A 19,014-nucleotide genomic window follows, 5' to 3' on the forward strand; every position below is an offset into this window, starting at 1 on the left:
CCTGCTGTCCTAGGCCTGATTCATCAGAATCACAGCACCAGTCACCAACAAGTTGACCAACGCCAATGGCAAACAAATTTTCCAACCAAAGTTCATCACCTGATCGTAACGTGGACGCATTAACGAACCACGAGCCAAGACAAACATCATCACAAAGAATGCTGTTTTGATAATGAACCAGAATACTGGTGGAATAAATGGAATTTCTAGGTTAAATGGTGCTAACCAACCGCCAAAGAATAAAGTGACGATCAATGCTGAAATAAGAACTACGTTGACATATTCCGCAACGAAGAACATACCCCATTTCATACCGCCGTATTCGACGTGATAACCTTCCGCCAATTCTTGCTCAGCTTCCGGTTGGTCAAATGGATGACGGTGCGTTACTGCAACACCTGCAACAATAAAGATAATGAAACCCAAGAATTGTGGAATCACAAACCATACATCGCGTTGTGCTTCAACAATTTCACGCATGTTGAATGAACCGGCAATTGCCACCACACCCATCAGCGAGATCCCCAAGAACACTTCATAAGAAATGGTTTGAGCTGCAGAACGCAGACCACCCAATAATGCATATTTGTTATTTGAAGACCAGCCACCGAATAGCACGGCATATACCGCTATACCAGCCATTGCCATAAAGAACAACAGGCCGATGCTCATGTCTGCTACGCCCATTGTCGGACTTACAGGAATCACCATGAACGAAAGTACCGCAGTTGCCATGGCAACTGCAGGTGCTAAACGGAAAGTCAGCTTATCGGCAAACTTAGGCGTCCAGTCTTCCTTGAACATGATTTTCAGCATGTCGGCAACGATCTGGAACATCCCCCCGGGACCAACACGGTTTGGACCGTAACGGTCTTGCCATAACGCAAGTAAACGGCGTTCGATGAATGACATCAACGCAGCGACAAGCACCACTACAAGCAAGATCACAATCGCTTGAATCACAGAATAAGCGATTGGCCAGTTCTCAGCCCATAGCGGTGTTTGACGTATAATTTCTTGATTCATGAATTACACTCCTACCGCGACGGATACAGGCTCTGCAAGTGATACCGTTGGTGCAAGACCAACTGGATAACCGATATAACCTGTCGGCAAATATTCGATCACTTGAACTGGAAGGCTAATTGTCGCCTCACCTGCTTTCACAGTAATTTTTTGACCATCTTGAACGTTTAGACGCGCAGCATCCTGTTCACCTACTGCAAACATGGCTTCAGGAATACGTGATTCCATGGCCGGAGTTTTCACCGTAAATTCACCAGAAGCGAAGATATGATGCATTGGCACTAAACGGAAGCTTTCAGCATTTGCAAGTACTGCTGCTGGAGCAACGAAAGTACGTGCAGGGCGTTTAGCCAAACGATCAAATAAACGAATACCCGAATCACCACCTTTTAGGTGACCACCCACGTGATCCTGGAATTTGTTCCAGGCTTGTGGAGAGTTCCAACCTGCAGACCATGCAAATGGAACTAGTGAAGATGGGGTTTCATTACCCACATAACCTTCCATAGAGAACGTTAATGCAGAATCGACATCGATTGGCTGTTTAGGTTCATGAACAGACAATGGTGCACGCATAGAGGTACGACCAGAGTAACGACGCGGTTCACGCGCAATCTTCAAGCCATGGACACGGTAACCTGCATCTGGTGCTACATCCTGAATGGCTTCAAGTGCCGGAACATTTTTCACTACAGATTCAATGACATCATCCAGCAAGGTCCAGGAAATCGCTTTGCCTTTTACACCGGTTTCAATGGCATGTAACCAGCGCCAAGATTCTTTGATTGCAAGTTCCGGTTTGTAGTAGCTTGGGTCATACACCTGGTAGAAACGTTGTGCACGGCCTTCTTGAGATACCACAGTACCATCACCTTCCGCGAAGCTTGCAGCAGAAAGCACGATATCTGCTTTCTTCACAGTTTCGGTTTCAGAGTGATCAAGAACAATCACGTCTTTGCCTGCAAGTGCAGCGTTGACTTGAGCAGCAGGTAAACGACGGTAAAGGTCATTTTCCACAATGATAACAGTGTCATAATCTTGCGCAAATGCTTGCTCAAGGCTGTTACCACCGAAGATTGCAAGACCCATTGAGTTCACTTCAGGAACAGTCAAGGTCAAACCAGCATTACCCAGGTTCTGTGCCACTTGTGCAGCAGCTTCCATGATGGCAGCATCTTGTAAGCTGGTACCAGAGATGATCAATGGTTTCTTCGCCGCTTTTAAAGTGTCAGCAATGGTTTGAGCAAATGCTTTGGCATCGTCATCTAAACCAGTAACCGCTTCACCTGCAACTGCCGCAGCAACCGCAAAGCCTAAACGTGCAATATCGTTTGGAGAAGCAACCACTTCGCCAGTCGCGACGTCAGCTAAACGCGTTTGAGTCGCAGCAAGAATGTAGATTGGGGATTTTGCATCCTGACCAATACGTTGTACCGGTTCAGCCAACCATTCTTGGGTGCGGCGTTCTGCTGCCATTTCTTTGGCTTTGTTTTTCGCAGCTTGGCGAACAGATAAAGCCATACGTGGCGCAGTTTGGGTTAAATCTTCACCCAAGATGAGCACTGCATCATAACTTTCGATTTCACGCATGGTCGGGTTATAAACACCCTCGGTTTGCATGATCGATGCAGCCAACTCAACCAGGTTTTGCTCTTTTTGAGCCATACCAGTTGAGTAGTTGTCTTGACCAACAAGCTCACGCAATGCGAAGTTCGTTTCAAGCGATGCACGTGGTGAACCAATACCCAGAACTTTTTTGCCCTGAATCTTTTCAATCACGGTATCAAGCGCGGTATCCACTGAAACAGTCGTTACGTTTGCACCATCACGGAATTGTGGCTGACGTGGACGGTCTGCACGGTTCACATAACCGGTACCGAAACGGCCTTTGTCACACAGGAAGTATTGGTTTACATCGCCGTTGAAACGGTTTTCAACACGACGAAGTTCGCCATAACGTTCACCCGGAGAGATGTTACAGCCTGAAGAACAGCCTTGGCATACGCTTGGCGCATACTGCATGTCCCACTTACGGTTATAACGTTCCGAGTGAGTTTTGTCGGTGAACACACCTGTTGGACATACTTCAGTCAGGTTACCCGAGAATTCAGATTCTAAAGTGCCTGATTCTGGACGACCAAAGTACACACGTGATGCATTGGCATACACGCCAAAGTCAGTACCGCCCGCATAGTCTTTGTAGTAACGCACACAACGGTAACACGCGATACAACGGTTCATCTCGTGTGCAATAAACGAACCAAGTTCCTGATTGTAATGCGTACGTTTGGTGAAACGGTAACGACGGCGGTCGTGCTGAGTCATCACAGTCATATCTTGTAAATGACAGTGACCACCTTCTTCACAGACTGGACAGTCGTGTGGATGGTTGGTCATCAAGAATTCAACAACAGATGCACGGAAATCTTTTGCTTCTTTGTCTTCAATCGAGATGTAGGTATTGTCAGCTGCTGGCGTCATACATGACATGACTAAACGACCACGCGTATCTTCAGGATTCGCGTATTGAGTCACGGCACATTGACGGCAAGAACCGACAGAACCTAAGGATGGATGCCAACAAAAGTACGGGATATCAATGCCCAAAGATAAACATGCTTGCAGCAGGTTTTCTGAGCCATTGACTTCGTACGATTTGCCATCGACATGAATTGTAGCCATAGTCGAATTCCTTAAGCTTGTTCTACGGAGCTAACTTGAGCGGCAGCATTTACGACTTTCGCTTCAAATTCGCCACGGAAATGTTTGAGTGCGCCCATAAGCGGTTCCATTGCACCTGGAGCGTGGGCACAGAAAGTCTTACCAATCCAAAGCTTACGAGTCAGTTCTTGTAAGTGATCGATATCTTCTTTCTTGCCTGTACCATCTTCCAGTGCTTTAAGCGCTTTTACCGCCCAAGGTAAACCGTCACGGCAAGGTGTACACCAGCCACATGATTCACGCGCAAAGAATTCTTCCAAATTACGAGTCGCAGATACCATACATTGAGTTTCGTCTACCACCATCAGCAAACACGTACCTAAACGTGAACCCGCTTTCATGATGCTTTCTGCATCCATCGGCAGGTCAATGTGCTCTGCTGCCAGGAAGTCAGTCGATGCACCGCCTGGTAACCACGCTTTCAGTTTAAGACCGTCACGCATACCACCGGCATGCTCTTCAATCACTTCGCGCGCAGTGGTACCGAATGGAAGTTCCCAAAGACCTGGGAATTTCACCTTACCGGATGCACCGTAGATTTTGGTACCTGGATCTTTTGATTTACCTTCAGATAAACCCACATACCATTCTGGACCACGTAACATAATCGCAGGTAAGTTGTTGTAGGTCTCTACGTTGTTGACAATCGTAGGACGACCCCAAGCACCTGCAACTTGCGGGAATGGCGGTTTGGTACGCGGATTGGCACGGCGACCTTCAAGCGAGTTAATCAATGCAGTTTCTTCACCGCAGATATAACGACCCGCACCGGTATGCACATGCATTTCGAAGTTCCAGCCAGAACCCAGGATATTTTCACCCAGGTAACCTTTGGCACGAATTTGCTCTAATGCTTCATTCAAGTATTGAGCAGCTTCGATGTATTCACCACGGATGAAGATATAACCTTGCGTTGCTTCAAGCGTATAGCCTGCAATCAGCATACCTTCGATCAATTGATGTGGAAGTTTTTCCATCAACAAACGGTCTTTGAAAGTACCCGGTTCCATTTCATCGGCATTACAGATCAGGTAACGAGGGCCACCATCATTTGGCGCCATCAATGACCATTTAATCCCTGCTGGGAAACCTGCACCACCACGACCTTTTACAGTCGCAGCTTTAATGACTTCAAGCACTTCTTTCGGTTGCATGCCAAGGGCTTTTTTAAAGCCGGCATAACCTTCCAGCACTTCGTAATCATCAGCACTACGAACGTGTTCCTGTTTGCTCAAACGCCATGTTAATGGGTGAGTTTCTGGGTTACCGTCGCCATAAATTGGTTTTGGTTCAGTATTCATACATACTTCTCCAATAACTGTTTAATTGAAGTTACTTCAACCAAACCGTGCGTATCTTGATCAATCATCAGGGTTGGACCTTTGTCACAGTTACCCAGACAGCAGATTGGCAATAAAGTGAAACGACCATCAGCGGTGGTTTGACCAAACTGAATCCCCAATTCACGCTGGAACGCTTCTGCCAGAGTTTCCGCACCCATCAAGAAACATGCGATTGAATCACATAATAAAATTACGTGACGACCAACCGGTTGACGGTAAATACGGTTATAGAAAGTCGCAACACCTTCAAGATCTGCAACACTCATGCTAAGCATTTGAGCAATTGCATTCATTTGTGCATCGTCTACCCAACCATTACGGCGTTGTACACACTTCAGCGCATCTAAACATGCAGCACGCGGGTACGGGTAGTGACCCATGTGATGTTCAATTTCATGGATTTCTTCCGAAGTTAAAATCCCTTCAACATTCACACGTGGCTTTTTATCAGTCAAAATCATCATAATGCGTTTACCCCTTAGCGATCCACGTCAGCCATTACGACGTCAATTGTCGCTAAATAAATGATCAAGTCAGATACAAGACTGCCATTAATCACAGAAGGCATTTGCTGTAAGTGCGTGAAAGTCGGTGTACGGATACGGGTACGGTAACTCATGGTTGACTTGTCTGAAGTCAAGTAATAGTTAGACGCGCCTTTTACCACTTCTGCCATCACAGATGCTTCACCTGCAGGCATTACAGGACCCCATGACACGCTCAAGAAGTGCGTAATCAAGGTTTCGATATCTTGTAGTGTCTTATCTTTCGGTGGTGGAACAGCCAGTGGATGGTCTGCTTTGTACGCACCAGACGGCATGTTGTCTAAGCACTGCTTGATGATTTTCAGTGACTGTTCGATTTCACGGAAGTGAACCAGAACACGTGCATAAGCATCGCCTTCGTACTCAACCGGCACATCGAAATCATAGTTTTCATAACCGCTATAAGGACGGTATTTACGTACATCGAAGTCGATACCTGTCGCACGTAGACCTGTACCGGTTACACCCCAAGCCAATGCAGATTTTGCATCGTATTGCGCAACATTACGGGTACGACCGATAAACACTGAGTTTTTCAAAGCCGCAGTGTAGTACTCGTTCATACGCTTCGGCATCCAGTCCAGGATTTCGCGAATGAGGTGTTGCCAGTTGTTTGGAAGATCGTGTGCAGTACCGCCAATACGGAACCATGCAGGGTGCATACGGTAACCAGTAATTGCTTCGATGGCGTCATAGATTTTTTGACGGTCAGCGAACATATAGAATACTGGTGTCATACCGCCGGCATCTTGAATTGCAGTACCGATATACAACAAGTGGTTATTGATACGGAACAATTCGGACATCATGACACGGATACATTGCGCACGGTCAGGAACAGTGATTCCCGCCAGTTGCTCCACACCCATTACATAAGGCATGTTTTGCGCACAACCACCCAGGTAGTCAACACGGTCGGTATACGGAATGAATGAATGCCAGGTTTGACGTTCAGCCATCTTTTCCACACCACGGTGGTGATAACCGATATCAGGCACACAGTCTTTTACTTCTTCGCCGTCCAACTGCAAGATCACACGGAACGCACCGTGCGCAGATGGATGGTTAGGCCCCAGGTTCAGGAACATGAAGTCTTCATCGGCGTTACCGCGTTTTAGACCCCAGTCTTCAGGAACGAAACGCAGATGTTCCTGTTCAAAGTCCTGCTTGGCCTGGTTCTGCATATACGGTGTATATTCAGTGGCACGTGCAGAATATTCTTTACGCAGCGGGTGACCTTCCCAGTATGTCGGCAACAAGATACGACGGAGCATTGGATGCCCTTCGAAGTTAATGCCAAACATATCGTAAGCTTCACGTTCGTACCAGTTGGCATTTGGCCAAATATTGGTTGCAGTTGGAATGTTGAGATCACTCTCATTCAAGGCAACTTTAATACGAATGTCAGTATTACGCTCTAGCGACAACAAGTGATAGAACACAGTGAAGTCTGACGCAGGCAAACCGTCACGGTGAGTACGTAAACGCTCATCCACCGCAGACAAATCGAACAGCATCACGTAAGGACGTTCTACTTTCCGCAAGAACATTAAGACTTCTTGCACACGTGCGCGCTCAACCCAGACTGTTGGAAAGTCTTCAAAAGTCGTTTGCACAAAGAAGTTCTCACCAAATTTGGTTTTGAGCTCTTCTATAATTGCAAATGCTGGGCGTGAATCAACAGGCGTTGATTCTGGCATAGCAATGTCAGTTTCAGCCATTGGCTTGGCTTCCTATTCAATACAAATTCAGTCAACCTGAACGACAATTACACCCAGACCGGGTGCATCAATATTTTGTCGCTCGGATTATTTAATTTCATCCATAGAGCGTAAGTTTTTCACGGCAATACGTTCAGCATTCTTACGGTCACGTTCTGGCTGCATCTTTGGCTTATACACTGGCTGAAGATCATCACCAATAACCGCTGAAAGTGGACGGCGCTCTAATTGAATTTGGTCTTGTAACAACATTAATGCTTGCAATAATGCTTCAGGACGTGGCGGACAGCCCGGGATGTACACATCGACAGGGATGATTTTATCCACACCTTGTACAACCGAATAAATGTCGTACATACCGCCAGAGTTTGCACAAGCACCCATTGAAATCACCCATTTAGGCTCTAACATTTGCTCATATAAACGCTGGATTACAGGTGCCATTTTCACGAAGCAGGTCCCTGCAACGATCATTAAGTCCGCCTGACGTGGTGAAGCACGAATAACCTCGGCACCGAAACGCGACATATCATGCACACCCGTCAAAGTGGTTGCATATTCTACGTAACAGCAAGATGTACCAAAGTTAAAGGGCCATACAGAGTTTTTACGGCCCCAGTTTACAGCTGTATGCATTACATCCTCTAAACGAGTCATGAACACATTTTTATTCACTTCTTCTTCAAGCGGATCAGTAACGATTTGACGCTCTTGAAGTGGATATTGATCAGCATTCGGATTCGCACGGGTTAATGTATATTTCATTCCCGGGTTACTCCTTAGTAGATGATGTAGTCGCAGATTTTTTCACACGACCAGATGATTGAGCTGGAATTTGACCTGTAGGGTCAACAACCAACTCTTCAATAGAATTGAAGCGTGTAATGTCGGCAAGGTTCATATTTGCTGAACCCACTTTCGATTTCATCACTGCCGCTTTGAGACGATCAGTTGGTGCCCAGTTTAATGCGCCTACAGCAATCGCATAAATCAAAGCAATCAATAAATCGACTACAAAAATAACAACAGTGGTAAAACCGAACCAACCTACTTCACGAACTGATGTAGCCCATGCGTAGAGATACAATGCTTCCAGGTCAAATACCACAAAGAAAATAGCAACCAAGTAGAATTTCGCAGATAAGCGGATGCGTGCTCCACCAGCACCTACCACACCTGACTCAAATTGCTCTTGCTTTGCACGGCCCCATGATTTACCCCCAAGGAGTAAAGGAACTGTGAGCATAAAGACACAAAGAAATGTAACGCCGATCACGAAGGCAATAATTGCCCAATCGTATGGAGTAATGGCACTCATGCGGGGATAACTCCTGGCAGGCCTAATTTATTAACAAAGAATGTATGTATTGGCCTTCAAATACACCAAACACAAAATTAATCCCGTCAATTGTACCTGATTTATGATTTCACTTGCTAGCTCATAAGCCTTAGTCTTTTGGATGATTTTTTCGGCATTATCACTTTTAATTTACATCTATTCCTTTACACAACACCTTCATCGTTTTATTTAATAAAAACAGTTATTTTTATTAAATTTTCTCACATTAAGATTTTATGAGGAAATATTGCTCACTTATTTTGCAATCCAGAAATACAATTATTGTTGAATATTCTTTCGATTCTAAAAGTTCAGTTTATTTTGAGTATTTATTTAAAAAATGACAGGAATCAGAAAAATTGATTAAATTTTCCTTCCTATCATCACGGTATTAAAAATACCGCCTTTCTTTGCTTTAGAAATTACCTTATATCTTTTGCATAAGCTGCTTTATTCTTGTGGTTTTTTTGCAACACTTTGACATGTGTTTAACAGTTTGTGATATTGGTATTTAAAATTCAAAAAGCGAATAGACAGGAGAAACTATAATGACATTAAAATATGCCCATGAATCTGAATATTTCTTCTTTGCACAACTGTTAGTTCACCATGTGGAAAGATACATCGAGAAACACCCAGATGCTCAGGATGCCATTTTTGACCTGCGTGATATCTATGACCTTTTCCGCCAAGACTTTGCTGCCACCACCACCAATCTCGAAGCTATTTTAAACGTTGCAGATGAATACAAGGTCGAAACATTAAATGGGGACCAGAAATTGATTAGCCATTATGCCATAGATCCCCAAAATAATTCTTTGCTACTAGATCTTAATGCCGATGCACTGGCTAGCTTAAAACAGGGAAAAAGCCTGATTGAACCAGATGCCACCAGTCATGAATAACACTAAAAAGCACCGAATGCGGTGCTTTTTAGTGTTCCCTATTCTTTAAAATTCTGTCTGTATGGCACTATCAGCCTTAAGGACACCGGTTTTCTTTTTTGCTTTATTAAACCGCTGTACCGGCCACGACATGGTGAAACGAGCCCCGCCTAAAATCGGGCTTTGATCCACCTCAATTTTCCCACCAAACCAGTAAGCAATACGGCTCACAATGGACAAACCTAGACCATAGCCCCCTGAAGCACGGGTACGGCTGTCATCCAGACGGGCAAAAGCTTCAAAAATGCGCTGCCGCTCTTCCTCAGGAATACCGGCACCATCGTCTTCTACCTGAACATAAGCCTGCCCCGCGTCATTGATACCACCACTGACAAGCACTTTATGATCACAGTAGCGAACCGCGTTGCCAACCAGGTTTTGTACTACACGATGCAAATAACGCCGCTCGGCATCGACCACTACACTAATAGGTGGTGCTTTAAGTTCAATTTCTTTTTGAGTTTTAAGTGCCTCGGTTTCAATCACCACCTGATCCAGCACTTCAAACAGCACGATTTTTTCAAAATCTAAAGAAGGTGTGCCCTGCTCCAGTTTTGCATAGGTCATGATTTCATCAATCAAGGTATTGAGCGCTTCAATATCTTTATCAATCTGTTCAACCTGTTGTAGGCGATACTCATAGTCATCTTCTTCGGCCAACATTTCCATACCAAAACGGATACGTGCTACAGGTGTGCGCAGTTCATGCGAAACTGCACGCATCAGCTCGCGCTGTGCTTCAATCAAACGCTGAATATGATCAGACATGCTGTTGTAGTTGGTCGCCAGACTAGCCATTTCATCGGTACCATCGACCGGTAAACGCAAGGTCATGTCGCCCGATTTCATACGATGCAAGGCGTAATTCACTTCACGTAAACGACGCTGCATCGGCACCAGCAACCCATATACGCCAAGGCTTAACACAAATAGACTCAGTAAGGTAATACCAGCAGCCAACTGGAAAGGCATCCAGTTAAATAAAGGTACAGGACCTAAAACCAGCACCTCGGAAGGTGAGCTGGGCATAGGAGAAACGATCGAAATGGTGGTACCCCGAACCGAGGCATTGTCACGGTACAAAATAATACTGTGATCCAAGCGAAGCCGGCCGATTTGTTCAGAATCAAGCGGCAGGTTTTGCACTTTTTCAATGGCAATCGGATAAGAAAAATTCGATTGAATTTTGGCGAGATACTCTTTTTCTTGCCCAGGGTAATACACCAGATAATCCAGAATGAAAATAGGTAAGGCTTTCATCTGGCGCTCGCCTATTTTATTCACTTTTACATACAGTAAATGCTGAGGATCATCTTTCAGACCAATAATGATATAAGCAATCGAGTTTTCTGCATCATAACGAACGGCTGCTTTACGCTCTTCAATACGTTTTCTCTCGGTACGCGATAAATCCACCTTAGCCGCATCAACATAATAGATCGGCAGCTCCAGCAAATCAGAAGCATCGGAAATCCAGTCTTTTTTCTGCTGCTCATTCGGCTGTCGGGCAACCCCTTCACTAATGATATAAGAAATACCATCGGTTAAAGATTCACGATATTCTTGCGCACGCTGATAATTGATGATTTGTACCAGCAGATAGCCAAATAAGGCCACCAAGGCGACTAAAATCACCAACCCCGCATAAATGCGCAAAAATATACTGTGTTTAAACACGAAGTTGTCCTATAAAATTAGCGGGCAAAGATTAAAGGCCGGTTTCTTTAACGAACAGATAACCTTTACTGCGTACCGTTTTAATACGTTTTGGATTTTCAGGATCATCGCCAATTTTTGGACGGATACGTGAGATACGTACGTCAATTGAACGGTCCTGACCGTCATATTCAATACCGCGCAGACGCTCAAAAATGTCTTCACGGGAAAGAATGCGACCCGCATTTGAAGCTAACAACCATAACAGGTCGTATTCCGCGCTGGTAAAATCAACCAGCTCACCATTCAAGGTCACTGAACGGCCACCATTATCAATCACCAGATCATCAAATTCTATGCGTTGAGCCACTTCATCTTCAGGAGCCTTGTCGGTACGGCGCAGCAAGGCACGAATACGGGCAAGCAATACACGGGGTTGAACAGGTTTTGCGACGTAGTCATCTGCACCCATTTCCAGGCCTAAAACCTGGTCCATGTCTTCAGTACGTGCTGTCAGCATTAAAATTGGCTGATGATAATGTGGACGTACTTCACGACAAATGGTCAAACCATCTGCACCCGGTAACATGACATCAAGTACCACCAAATCTGGCTGTTCAGCGATGATACGGCGGATTGCACGATTACCGTCAGGTTCTACCCCAACTTCCAATCCGTTACGAATCAGGTATTCTTGAGTCAAACGCGCAAGACGTTCATCGTCTTCAACAATTAAAATTTTAGGTAACTTTTCTTCTTGGCTCATAAAATGCCCCTTTATATGGATTAAGCTATCCTTAAAAATCCGTTGGATAGGCTTTAATATCTTCAGCAATATACACACGTTTACATTGTAAACAAGATGCTGTTCACCAAACTGATACATCAAAGTAGCATTTTGTTATATTTTTTTTAAACATTGAATTTATTGAATTTTTCATATTCTAGTAATTTTCAGACTATTTATAGAAATATTTAGCTACAAAATGTCTATTTTTTAAACCGCCTGTCTGTTTGCACAGTTTCTGACTAGTTAGTTAGCTTCTTTTAAGTTATCCACAATGTTATCTATAAGCACATTTTTTTAGCTTTGTTATGCTATGCCTTGCCTGATAAGGCTTATAGAAAAATCAATAAAAATAGCAATATTTTTACAGAGATTAATGCATGTACTAAGAAAAATATTTAGCAAAATGTCAATATTGATCTACCCTAAATTTTCCCGTATCTTGTGTTCAATTAATTTTAAAACCACTAGGTCTTGTGTTTATTCCTCAAATACTGTGGCATAAAATTTGCCCGGTTCAAACGGTCCATAAACATAAAAATAGATGACAATGGAGCTATGCTAAATGAGCGTAATCACTTCAACTCCTGGTCAACTTCAGGTGATTAAACGCACCGGTGATGTTGCCACTTTTGACGCAGAAAAAATTTCTGTAGCGATTGGTAAAGCTTTTTTGGCTGTAGAAGGCCAGCAAAGTGCAGATTCTAGCCGTATTCATGATCGTATCGAGCAACTGACTGAAATGGTGATGAATACGTTTAACCGTCGTTTACCGTCAGGCGGCACAATTCATATTGAAGAAATTCAAGACCAGGTTGAACTTGCGCTGATGCGTACTGGTGAACAAAAAGTTGCACGCGCGTATGTCATCTACCGCGAACAACGCTCTGAAGCACGCAAACAGACTGGTGCTCATCACCATCCGACTTTACAAGTGACTACTGCAAATGGTCAGCTTAAACCGCTTGACCTGGGCGCACTAGAAGCACATGTGGCAAAAGCAGCTGAAGGACTGGAAGGTATTGACGTTAAAGCCATTGTCGATGAAACCGTAAAAAACCTCTATAACGGCGTAAAAGAATCTGACATCGCTACAACGATGATGATGGCGACACGTACCCGTATTGAACAAGAACCTAACTATACTTATGTGACTGCACGTTTACTTCGTGACAATCTGGTTGCTACAGGTTTAGAGTTCTTAGGCCTATCTACAGACACCAACGAAGGCAATGCTTTAGAGACCTTCCTTAAGAAAGGGATCGAGCTTGATCTTCTGTCACCAGAATTATTGAATTTTGACCTTGCGAAACTGGCAGCGGCGATTCAACCAGAACGCTCAAACCAGTTCACCTACTTAGGTCTGCAAACCTTATTTGACCGTTACTTTATTCATTCGAATGGCATCCGTTTTGAATTACCGCAATTGTTCTTTATGCGCGTTTCAATGGGGCTGTCGTTAAATGAAGAAAACCGTGAAGAGCGTGCCATCGAGTTCTATAACTTGTTGTCTAGCTTCGACTACATGGCCTCTACGCCGACCCTGTTCAACTCTGGTACTTTACGTCCACAGTTGTCGAGCTGCTACTTAACCACAATTGCAGATGACCTTTATAACATTTATGGTGCAATGCGTGATAACGCGATGCTGTCTAAATGGGCGGGTGGTTTAGGTAATGACTGGACGCCTGTTCGTGCATTGAACTCGTATATCAAAGGTACAAACGGTAAGTCGCAAGGTGTTGTTCCATTCCTTAAAGTAGCCAATGATACAGCTGTTGCGGTAAACCAGGGAGGTAAACGTAAAGGTGCGGTATGTGCATACTTAGAAACCTGGCACCTGGATATCGAAGAGTTCCTGGAACTGCGTAAGAACACCGGTGATGACCGTCGTCGTACCCATGACATGAACACAGCAAACTGGGTTCCGGACCTGTTTATGCAACGTGTATTTGAAGATGCTGAATGGACATTGTTCACGCCGTCTGAAACACCTGATCTTCACGATTTAACCGGTCAAGCATTTGCTGAACGCTATGCTTATTATGAAAGCATTGCCAAAGAAACCGACATGCTGCACAAGAAAGTGCGTGCCAAAGACTTGTGGCGTAAAATGCTTTCTATGCTGTTTGAAACAGGTCACCCTTGGATCACATTCAAAGACGTATGTAACTTGCGTTCACCACAGCAACACGTGGGCGTAGTGCATTCATCTAACTTGTGTACAGAAATCACGCTGAACACCAACCAAGATGAAATCGCGGTATGTAACCTGGGTTCGATCAACCTGGTACAGCACGTTCAAGGTGGTGTGTTAGATCGTGAAAAACTGGCGCGTACTGTAAAAACAGCTGTTCGTATGCTCGATAACGTCATCGACATCAACTACTACGCAGTTCCGCAAGCGAAAAATTCAAACTTGAAACACCGTCCGGTCGGTATGGGTATCATGGGCTTCCAGGATGCTTTATATGAAATGAAACTGGCTTACGGTTCTGATGAAGCTGTAGATTTCGCTGACGAATCTATGGAAGTAATCAGCTACTACGCTATTCAGACTTCTAGCGACTTGGCGATTGAACGTGGTACTTACGAAACATTTAAAGGATCACTTTGGGATCAAGGCATCCTTCCTATTGATTCTTTAGACATCGTGGCGAAATCACGCCCAGAACGCATGTTTGAAGTAGATCGTACACAACGTCTGGATTGGGACACTTTACGTGCCAAAGTTCAAAAAGACGGTATGCGTAATTCGAACGTGATGGCGATTGCGCCTACTGCGACTATTTCGAACATCTGTGGCGTATCTCAGTCAATTGAACCGACTTTCCAAAACCTGTATGTGAAATCAAACCTTTCTGGTGAGTTCACAGTGATCAACCCGTACCTGGTACGTGCGTTAAAAGATCGCGGTCTTTGGGATTCAGTGATGGTCAATGACCTGAAACACTTCGAAGGTTCTGTACAAAAGATTTCTCGTATTCCTGAAGAGCTTAAAGCGATCTTCGCAACTGCGTTTGAAGTTGAGCCACGCTGGATTGTAGATGCTGCATCACGCCGTCAAAAATGGATCGACCAGGCTCAGTCGCTTAACCTTTACATCTCTGGTGCAAACGGCAAGAAACTTGACTTGACTTACAAAATGGCGTGGTTACGTGGTCTTAAAACCACTTATTACCTCCGTGCATTGGGTGCAACTTCTGCCGAGAAATCGACTATTAACACTGGCGCATTGAATGCAGTTAAACCTGCAACTGTTGCAGCGCCAGTTACCGCTGCAGTAGCGCCTGAAGTGAAAGCTGAAGAAGACGGTTTTGCTCAAGCAGCGCCAGTGCCAATGGCATGTTCAATTGACAACCCTGATTGTGAGGCTTGTCAATAAGTTAACTAACTTAGGAATCAACCGAGATTTATCTCTTCATTGCGACTTTAGCAATGGTTGATTCTTATGAGTGGTTAGCATAAGAACTCACTCTTGCTACTTCGTAATGATTGATTCCTTTTAGGAGCGAACATGTCGAAGAAGTTAAAAGATTTTAGAAAGAAAGTACGTGTAGTTTTTGAAGAAGCAGAAAAATTTATTTGTCGCCTATTAGTAATATATTTCTTATTAGGTGGCAGTGCTGGACATTCTTCAGATACTAACCAAGCTAAAGAAAGTGAAATCCAAGCAATTGCTCAGGCAGTTGCCTAACGAGAAGAGTTAAATTAATTGAACTCTTCTCAAAATCCCCCTAAATCCCCCTTTTCCAAAGGGGGACTTCCGTGGAAGCAAAAGAATTCACGGAAATCCCCTCCTTTATTAAAGGAGGGGTTTGGGGAGGATTTAATATTTAACAATAAAGGAAATAAACCACCATGCTCCATATGACCCATAACTACATATTAGGACTTGCAGTACTGGTGTTTGCCTTTATTTTCTTTTACACGCCTATGGTTTATGCGTTTTTAGCCATTCGTAAACAGCAGCGTAAGCAAAATAAGTCGTGAGGATATCTGTCCTATCGAACAAGATTAGAGCAGTGATCGGCAAAACTTAATTTTGCTTACACAATTTAAGCGTATAGTAGACATCTTCGTTTGTGAGATGTCAGATAACGGATATAAGCAACGAAGAGAGAATTGATATGTCTATCCTAAGTTGGGACGATTTCGAAGATGATTCGCAAAAACCGGCTGCACCTGAACACAAGTCTGCGCCCGTCGAACCGCAAAAAGCGGCTCATACACAGGTGGTATCTGATGCACACAACGCACCGTCGCATGTGGCAACTGCACAACCCCTTAGAGCCACTCAAAACCGAGGATCAAATCCAACCGATTCATTGGCAAGAGCATCTTCTTCCCTAGACAACCTTGATGTTGCTCCAGGTCTGGAAGAGCTTGAAATGGGCGCGCAGCGTGTACAGGTTGATGATAAAGCCATGATCAACTGTCGTGCTGACCTGAACCAACTGGTTCCATTCAAATATGAATGGGCTTGGCAAAAGTATCTGGACGGTTGTGCCAACCACTGGATGCCGCAAGAAGTCAACATGAACCACGACATCGCGCTTTGGAAGTCTGAAAATGGCTTAACTGAAGATGAACGTACCATCGTGATGCGTTCACTTGGTTTCTTCTCGACTGCCGATTCACTGGTTGCAAACAACCTGGTACTGGCGATTTACCGTCACATCACCAACCCTGAATGCCGTCAGTACATCTTACGTCAAGCATTTGAAGAAGCGATTCATACTCACGCTTATCAGTACTGTATCGAGTCGCTAGGTATGGATGAAGGCGAAGTCTTCAACATGTACCGCGAAGTACCGTCAGTAGCGCGTAAAGCCGCTTGGGGCCTGAAATATACCCAGTCTTTAAGTGATCCTACTTTCAAAACTGGTACTCCTGAAAACGACCAGATTTTGCTTCGCAACCTGATCGCGTTCTACTGTGTACTTGAAGGTATCTTCTTCTACTGTGGTTTCAGCCAAATTTTGTCTATGGGCCGTCGTAACAAGATGAACGGTGTTGCCGAGCAATTCCAGTACATCCTGCGTGATGAGTCTATGCACCTTAACTTCGGTATCGATATGATCAACCAGATCAAGATCGAAAACCCAGGTTTATGGACAACTGAATTCCAGGAAGAAATCATCCAGATGATTCTTGAAGGCACCATGCTTGAAATCGAATACGCACGTGACACCATGCCACGCGGTGTACTTGGCATGAATGCTGCGATGATGGAAGAATACCTGAAATTCATCTGTAACCGTCGTTTAGCGCAACTTGGTTTGCCTGAACAGTTCGCTGGCGTGAATAACCCATTCCAGTGGATGTCGGAAATGATGGACTTGCGTAAAGAGAAAAACTTCTTTGAAACGCGTGTAACGGATTATCAGACTGGCGGTGCTTTAAGCTGGTAAGAAATATAAAAAGCGTCACGCGACACATAAGTTGTCATTTACGACACATAAAATGTCATTGCGCGACACATAATTTGTCATTGAGAAACCGCCATTAGTGGCGGTTTTTTCTTTAATCTAAATTGAATTTTAGTAACATGAGTTAATCTAATTTAACTATTTGATCACCTTTCCAGACATAAACTTGTTTATGTAAGTGTTGATTAGTTCTGAAATATTCATGTATCTCTTCATTCCCTTTATAGTTTTGTCCTCTTTCTCCCCATAAGATCCATACAAATGTTTGTCCAGTTTCTATAAGATATTTTTGGAAAAGATCTTTTCTTAAATATGATAAATTACCTTGCAAATTATCAATATCAGACTTTAATGTTCTGAAAATAGAGGCTACTCCATGACCATCATATAAGTCTGGATCTCCATTATGATATTTTAGATCAAGTCTCTGACATATCTCTGGATTTGGAAAGTCAATTCCTCCTGCTTGATTCAAAGAACTATGATAAGACTCCCAAGAATAAGATTGCACAGGAACTTCAATTAAGAAGCTTGATTCATCCCATTCATCAAATCTTACTAGACTACTTACATCTTGATTCAGATTTAAAAATGTACTTCCCAAAACCATTTCGCCTGCATATTTGTAGTGGTTTTCAGGAATTTGTGGCAAAGCATTATTACCAAGATAATCCTTATTACAAACAAATTCACTTATTGTAGGAACATGTTCATTCGCAACAAAAAAGCCCCTCATGAATGTAAATATTTCACGATAATCCGTTTTTGAATCCTCTTGTAGAAACCCATTCAGTAAAATCCAATTTTCATTTTCAGTTATTTGTTGGGTCTTTAAAAGATCTAAATAATTCGGGGCTGGTCCATTTACAATCCACTCACCAATATCATTTGGAGCATCGGTAAATATATCTGTAAGTGCTGGATTCCAAGAATTAGTAACTTTAGGGAATGTTGGATCGATGCTCACATCGCTGCATCTTTCATTACTACGCCAATCATCTAAAAGCTCTCTATCAGCTTTCCATCCATACATTTCATAGAAAGCAATCCAGCTATATTTTTTCCCATATCTATCTATTTTTACATCACGATCATAATAAGAACTCGAACCGATACCTCTATCAATCTCTTGAAATTTTTCAGGTTCATATCCAAGCTGAATCATTCTCTTTAAAATAGTTCTTCTTGTTTGAATATAATCAGGATGTGAATCATCATAATTACGTCTATCAGGAATTAATCTTCCAATAGTGTAATTATTAAAGTCCATACGAAGCGCTGCTTTCTTAACTTCAATTAGTTGCTCTTCACTGACATCCGGCAGAGTCTCAAATAAATTTGGTAAATTTTCATAAGGCTTTTGACAATAAGACAAATATTCTTGACTAATAAAATTTGGATTTACTGTTTGGACTGCTCCCAGTATCCTAGACATGAGACAGCCTCATTTTGAAGCTGCTTCAAAGGCTTCTGGACTCATCCCGTCGAGATGCGAATGAC

15 protein-coding genes are annotated in these 19,014 nt (G+C 43.5%); 5 read left to right on the plus strand and 10 right to left on the minus strand.

What is annotated here, in order from left to right; genetic code table 11:
• Positions 1–9: 9 nt before the first annotated feature.
• The 7 genes from nuoH to ndhC form a co-directional block, all read right to left on the minus strand.
• Positions 10–1,026 carry an NADH-quinone oxidoreductase subunit NuoH gene (nuoH, locus tag GTU69_RS02825; protein WP_086196033.1) on the minus strand — a complete coding sequence of 339 codons (1,017 nt, stop codon included), beginning with the start codon at positions 1,024–1,026 and terminating at the stop codon, positions 10–12.
• A 3-nt stretch (positions 1,027–1,029) separates the two neighbouring features.
• Positions 1,030–3,708: an NADH-quinone oxidoreductase subunit NuoG gene (gene nuoG, locus GTU69_RS02830; RefSeq protein WP_086196034.1), complete on the minus strand. Its 2,679-nt coding sequence runs from the start codon at positions 3,706–3,708 to the stop codon at positions 1,030–1,032.
• Positions 3,709–3,719: 11 nt separating this feature from the next.
• The gene (gene nuoF, locus GTU69_RS02835; RefSeq protein WP_086196035.1) at positions 3,720–5,048 is read right to left on the minus strand and encodes an NADH-quinone oxidoreductase subunit NuoF; all 1,329 of its coding nucleotides are present in this window, start codon (positions 5,046–5,048) and stop codon (positions 3,720–3,722) included.
• Entirely contained in the window at positions 5,045–5,554 is a 510-nt protein-coding gene (gene nuoE, locus GTU69_RS02840) for an NADH-quinone oxidoreductase subunit NuoE (RefSeq protein ID WP_086196036.1), read from the minus strand. Before nuoE ends, nuoF begins: the two co-directional genes overlap by 4 nt.
• A 14-nt stretch (positions 5,555–5,568) precedes the next feature.
• Positions 5,569–7,356 (minus strand): NADH-quinone oxidoreductase subunit C/D, encoded by a 1,788-nt coding sequence (gene nuoC / locus GTU69_RS02845; RefSeq protein WP_086196037.1) that lies wholly within the window; start codon positions 7,354–7,356, stop codon positions 5,569–5,571.
• Positions 7,357–7,443: 87 nt separating this feature from the next.
• Positions 7,444–8,121, minus strand: a complete 678-nt coding sequence (locus tag GTU69_RS02850) for an NADH-quinone oxidoreductase subunit B (protein WP_086196038.1) — start codon at positions 8,119–8,121, stop codon at positions 7,444–7,446.
• Between the two features lie 7 nt (positions 8,122–8,128).
• Entirely contained in the window at positions 8,129–8,674 is a 546-nt protein-coding gene (gene ndhC / locus GTU69_RS02855; RefSeq protein WP_086196039.1) for an NADH-quinone oxidoreductase subunit A, read from the minus strand.
• A gap of 569 nt (positions 8,675–9,243) precedes the next feature.
• Here ndhC and GTU69_RS02860 point away from each other — a divergent pair.
• Positions 9,244–9,600 carry a hypothetical protein gene (locus tag GTU69_RS02860; RefSeq protein WP_166167774.1) on the plus strand — a complete coding sequence of 119 codons (357 nt, stop codon included), beginning with the start codon at positions 9,244–9,246 and terminating at the stop codon, positions 9,598–9,600.
• Between the two features lie 45 nt (positions 9,601–9,645).
• Here GTU69_RS02860 and bfmS read toward each other — a convergent pair whose 3' ends face one another.
• Together bfmS and bfmR are read right to left on the minus strand one after the other, a co-directional pair.
• Complete coding sequence (gene bfmS, locus GTU69_RS02865) at positions 9,646–11,316, minus strand: sensor histidine kinase BfmS (RefSeq protein ID WP_346764422.1); 1,671 nt, start codon at positions 11,314–11,316, stop codon at positions 9,646–9,648.
• A 31-nt stretch (positions 11,317–11,347) separates the two neighbouring features.
• Positions 11,348–12,061 (minus strand): response regulator transcription factor BfmR, encoded by a 714-nt coding sequence (gene bfmR, locus GTU69_RS02870; RefSeq protein WP_086196042.1) that lies wholly within the window; start codon positions 12,059–12,061, stop codon positions 11,348–11,350.
• 586 nt (positions 12,062–12,647) lie between these two features.
• On the opposite strand from bfmR, the gene GTU69_RS02875 reads away from it, so the two are divergent.
• The 4 genes from GTU69_RS02875 to GTU69_RS02890 all read left to right on the plus strand — a co-directional run bounded on the left by GTU69_RS02875 (position 12,648) and on the right by GTU69_RS02890 (position 17,496).
• Positions 12,648–15,467 (plus strand): ribonucleoside-diphosphate reductase subunit alpha, encoded by a 2,820-nt coding sequence (locus tag GTU69_RS02875; protein ID WP_166167777.1) that lies wholly within the window; start codon positions 12,648–12,650, stop codon positions 15,465–15,467.
• Positions 15,468–15,599: 132 nt separating this feature from the next.
• Positions 15,600–15,779, plus strand: coding sequence for a hypothetical protein (locus GTU69_RS02880; protein WP_166167780.1), 180 nt, complete (start codon positions 15,600–15,602; stop codon positions 15,777–15,779).
• 164 nt (positions 15,780–15,943) lie between these two features.
• On the plus strand, positions 15,944–16,075 hold the full coding sequence (locus tag GTU69_RS02885) for a preprotein translocase subunit YajC (protein WP_166167783.1): 132 nt from the start codon (positions 15,944–15,946) through the stop codon (positions 16,073–16,075).
• A gap of 137 nt (positions 16,076–16,212) precedes the next feature.
• Positions 16,213–17,496 carry a ribonucleotide-diphosphate reductase subunit beta gene (locus GTU69_RS02890; protein ID WP_166167786.1) on the plus strand — a complete coding sequence of 428 codons (1,284 nt, stop codon included), beginning with the start codon at positions 16,213–16,215 and terminating at the stop codon, positions 17,494–17,496.
• 142 nt (positions 17,497–17,638) lie between these two features.
• Here GTU69_RS02890 and GTU69_RS02895 read toward each other — a convergent pair whose 3' ends face one another.
• Positions 17,639–18,949, minus strand: a complete 1,311-nt coding sequence (locus GTU69_RS02895; protein WP_166167789.1) for a hypothetical protein — start codon at positions 18,947–18,949, stop codon at positions 17,639–17,641.
• Between the last annotated feature and the right edge of the window lie 65 nt (positions 18,950–19,014).

It is taken from the genome of Acinetobacter sp. SA01, from assembly GCF_011319235.1.
GTDB lineage: Bacteria > Pseudomonadota > Gammaproteobacteria > Pseudomonadales > Moraxellaceae > Acinetobacter.

Excerpts from the sequence above, each read along its gene's own strand:
- GTU69_RS02895 (WP_166167789.1), bottom strand. The coding sequence starts at position 18,949 with ATGTCTAGGATACTGGGAGCAGTCCAAACAGTAAATCCAAATTTTATT.
- GTU69_RS02860 (WP_166167774.1), top strand. The coding sequence starts at position 9,244 with ATGACATTAAAATATGCCCATGAATCTGAATATTTCTTCTTTGCACAA.
- nuoE (WP_086196036.1), bottom strand. The coding sequence starts at position 5,554 with ATGATGATTTTGACTGATAAAAAGCCACGTGTGAATGTTGAAGGGATT.
- bfmR (WP_086196042.1), bottom strand. The coding sequence starts at position 12,061 with ATGAGCCAAGAAGAAAAGTTACCTAAAATTTTAATTGTTGAAGACGAT.
- GTU69_RS02880 (WP_166167780.1), top strand. The coding sequence starts at position 15,600 with ATGTCGAAGAAGTTAAAAGATTTTAGAAAGAAAGTACGTGTAGTTTTT.
- nuoG (WP_086196034.1), bottom strand. The coding sequence starts at position 3,708 with ATGGCTACAATTCATGTCGATGGCAAATCGTACGAAGTCAATGGCTCA.
- ndhC (WP_086196039.1), bottom strand. The coding sequence starts at position 8,674 with ATGAGTGCCATTACTCCATACGATTGGGCAATTATTGCCTTCGTGATC.
- nuoH (WP_086196033.1), bottom strand. The coding sequence starts at position 1,026 with ATGAATCAAGAAATTATACGTCAAACACCGCTATGGGCTGAGAACTGG.
- nuoC (WP_086196037.1), bottom strand. The coding sequence starts at position 7,356 with ATGGCTGAAACTGACATTGCTATGCCAGAATCAACGCCTGTTGATTCA.
- GTU69_RS02890 (WP_166167786.1), top strand. The coding sequence starts at position 16,213 with ATGTCTATCCTAAGTTGGGACGATTTCGAAGATGATTCGCAAAAACCG.
- GTU69_RS02875 (WP_166167777.1), top strand. The coding sequence starts at position 12,648 with ATGAGCGTAATCACTTCAACTCCTGGTCAACTTCAGGTGATTAAACGC.
- GTU69_RS02885 (WP_166167783.1), top strand. The coding sequence starts at position 15,944 with ATGCTCCATATGACCCATAACTACATATTAGGACTTGCAGTACTGGTG.
- GTU69_RS02850 (WP_086196038.1), bottom strand. The coding sequence starts at position 8,121 with ATGAAATATACATTAACCCGTGCGAATCCGAATGCTGATCAATATCCA.
- nuoF (WP_086196035.1), bottom strand. The coding sequence starts at position 5,048 with ATGAATACTGAACCAAAACCAATTTATGGCGACGGTAACCCAGAAACT.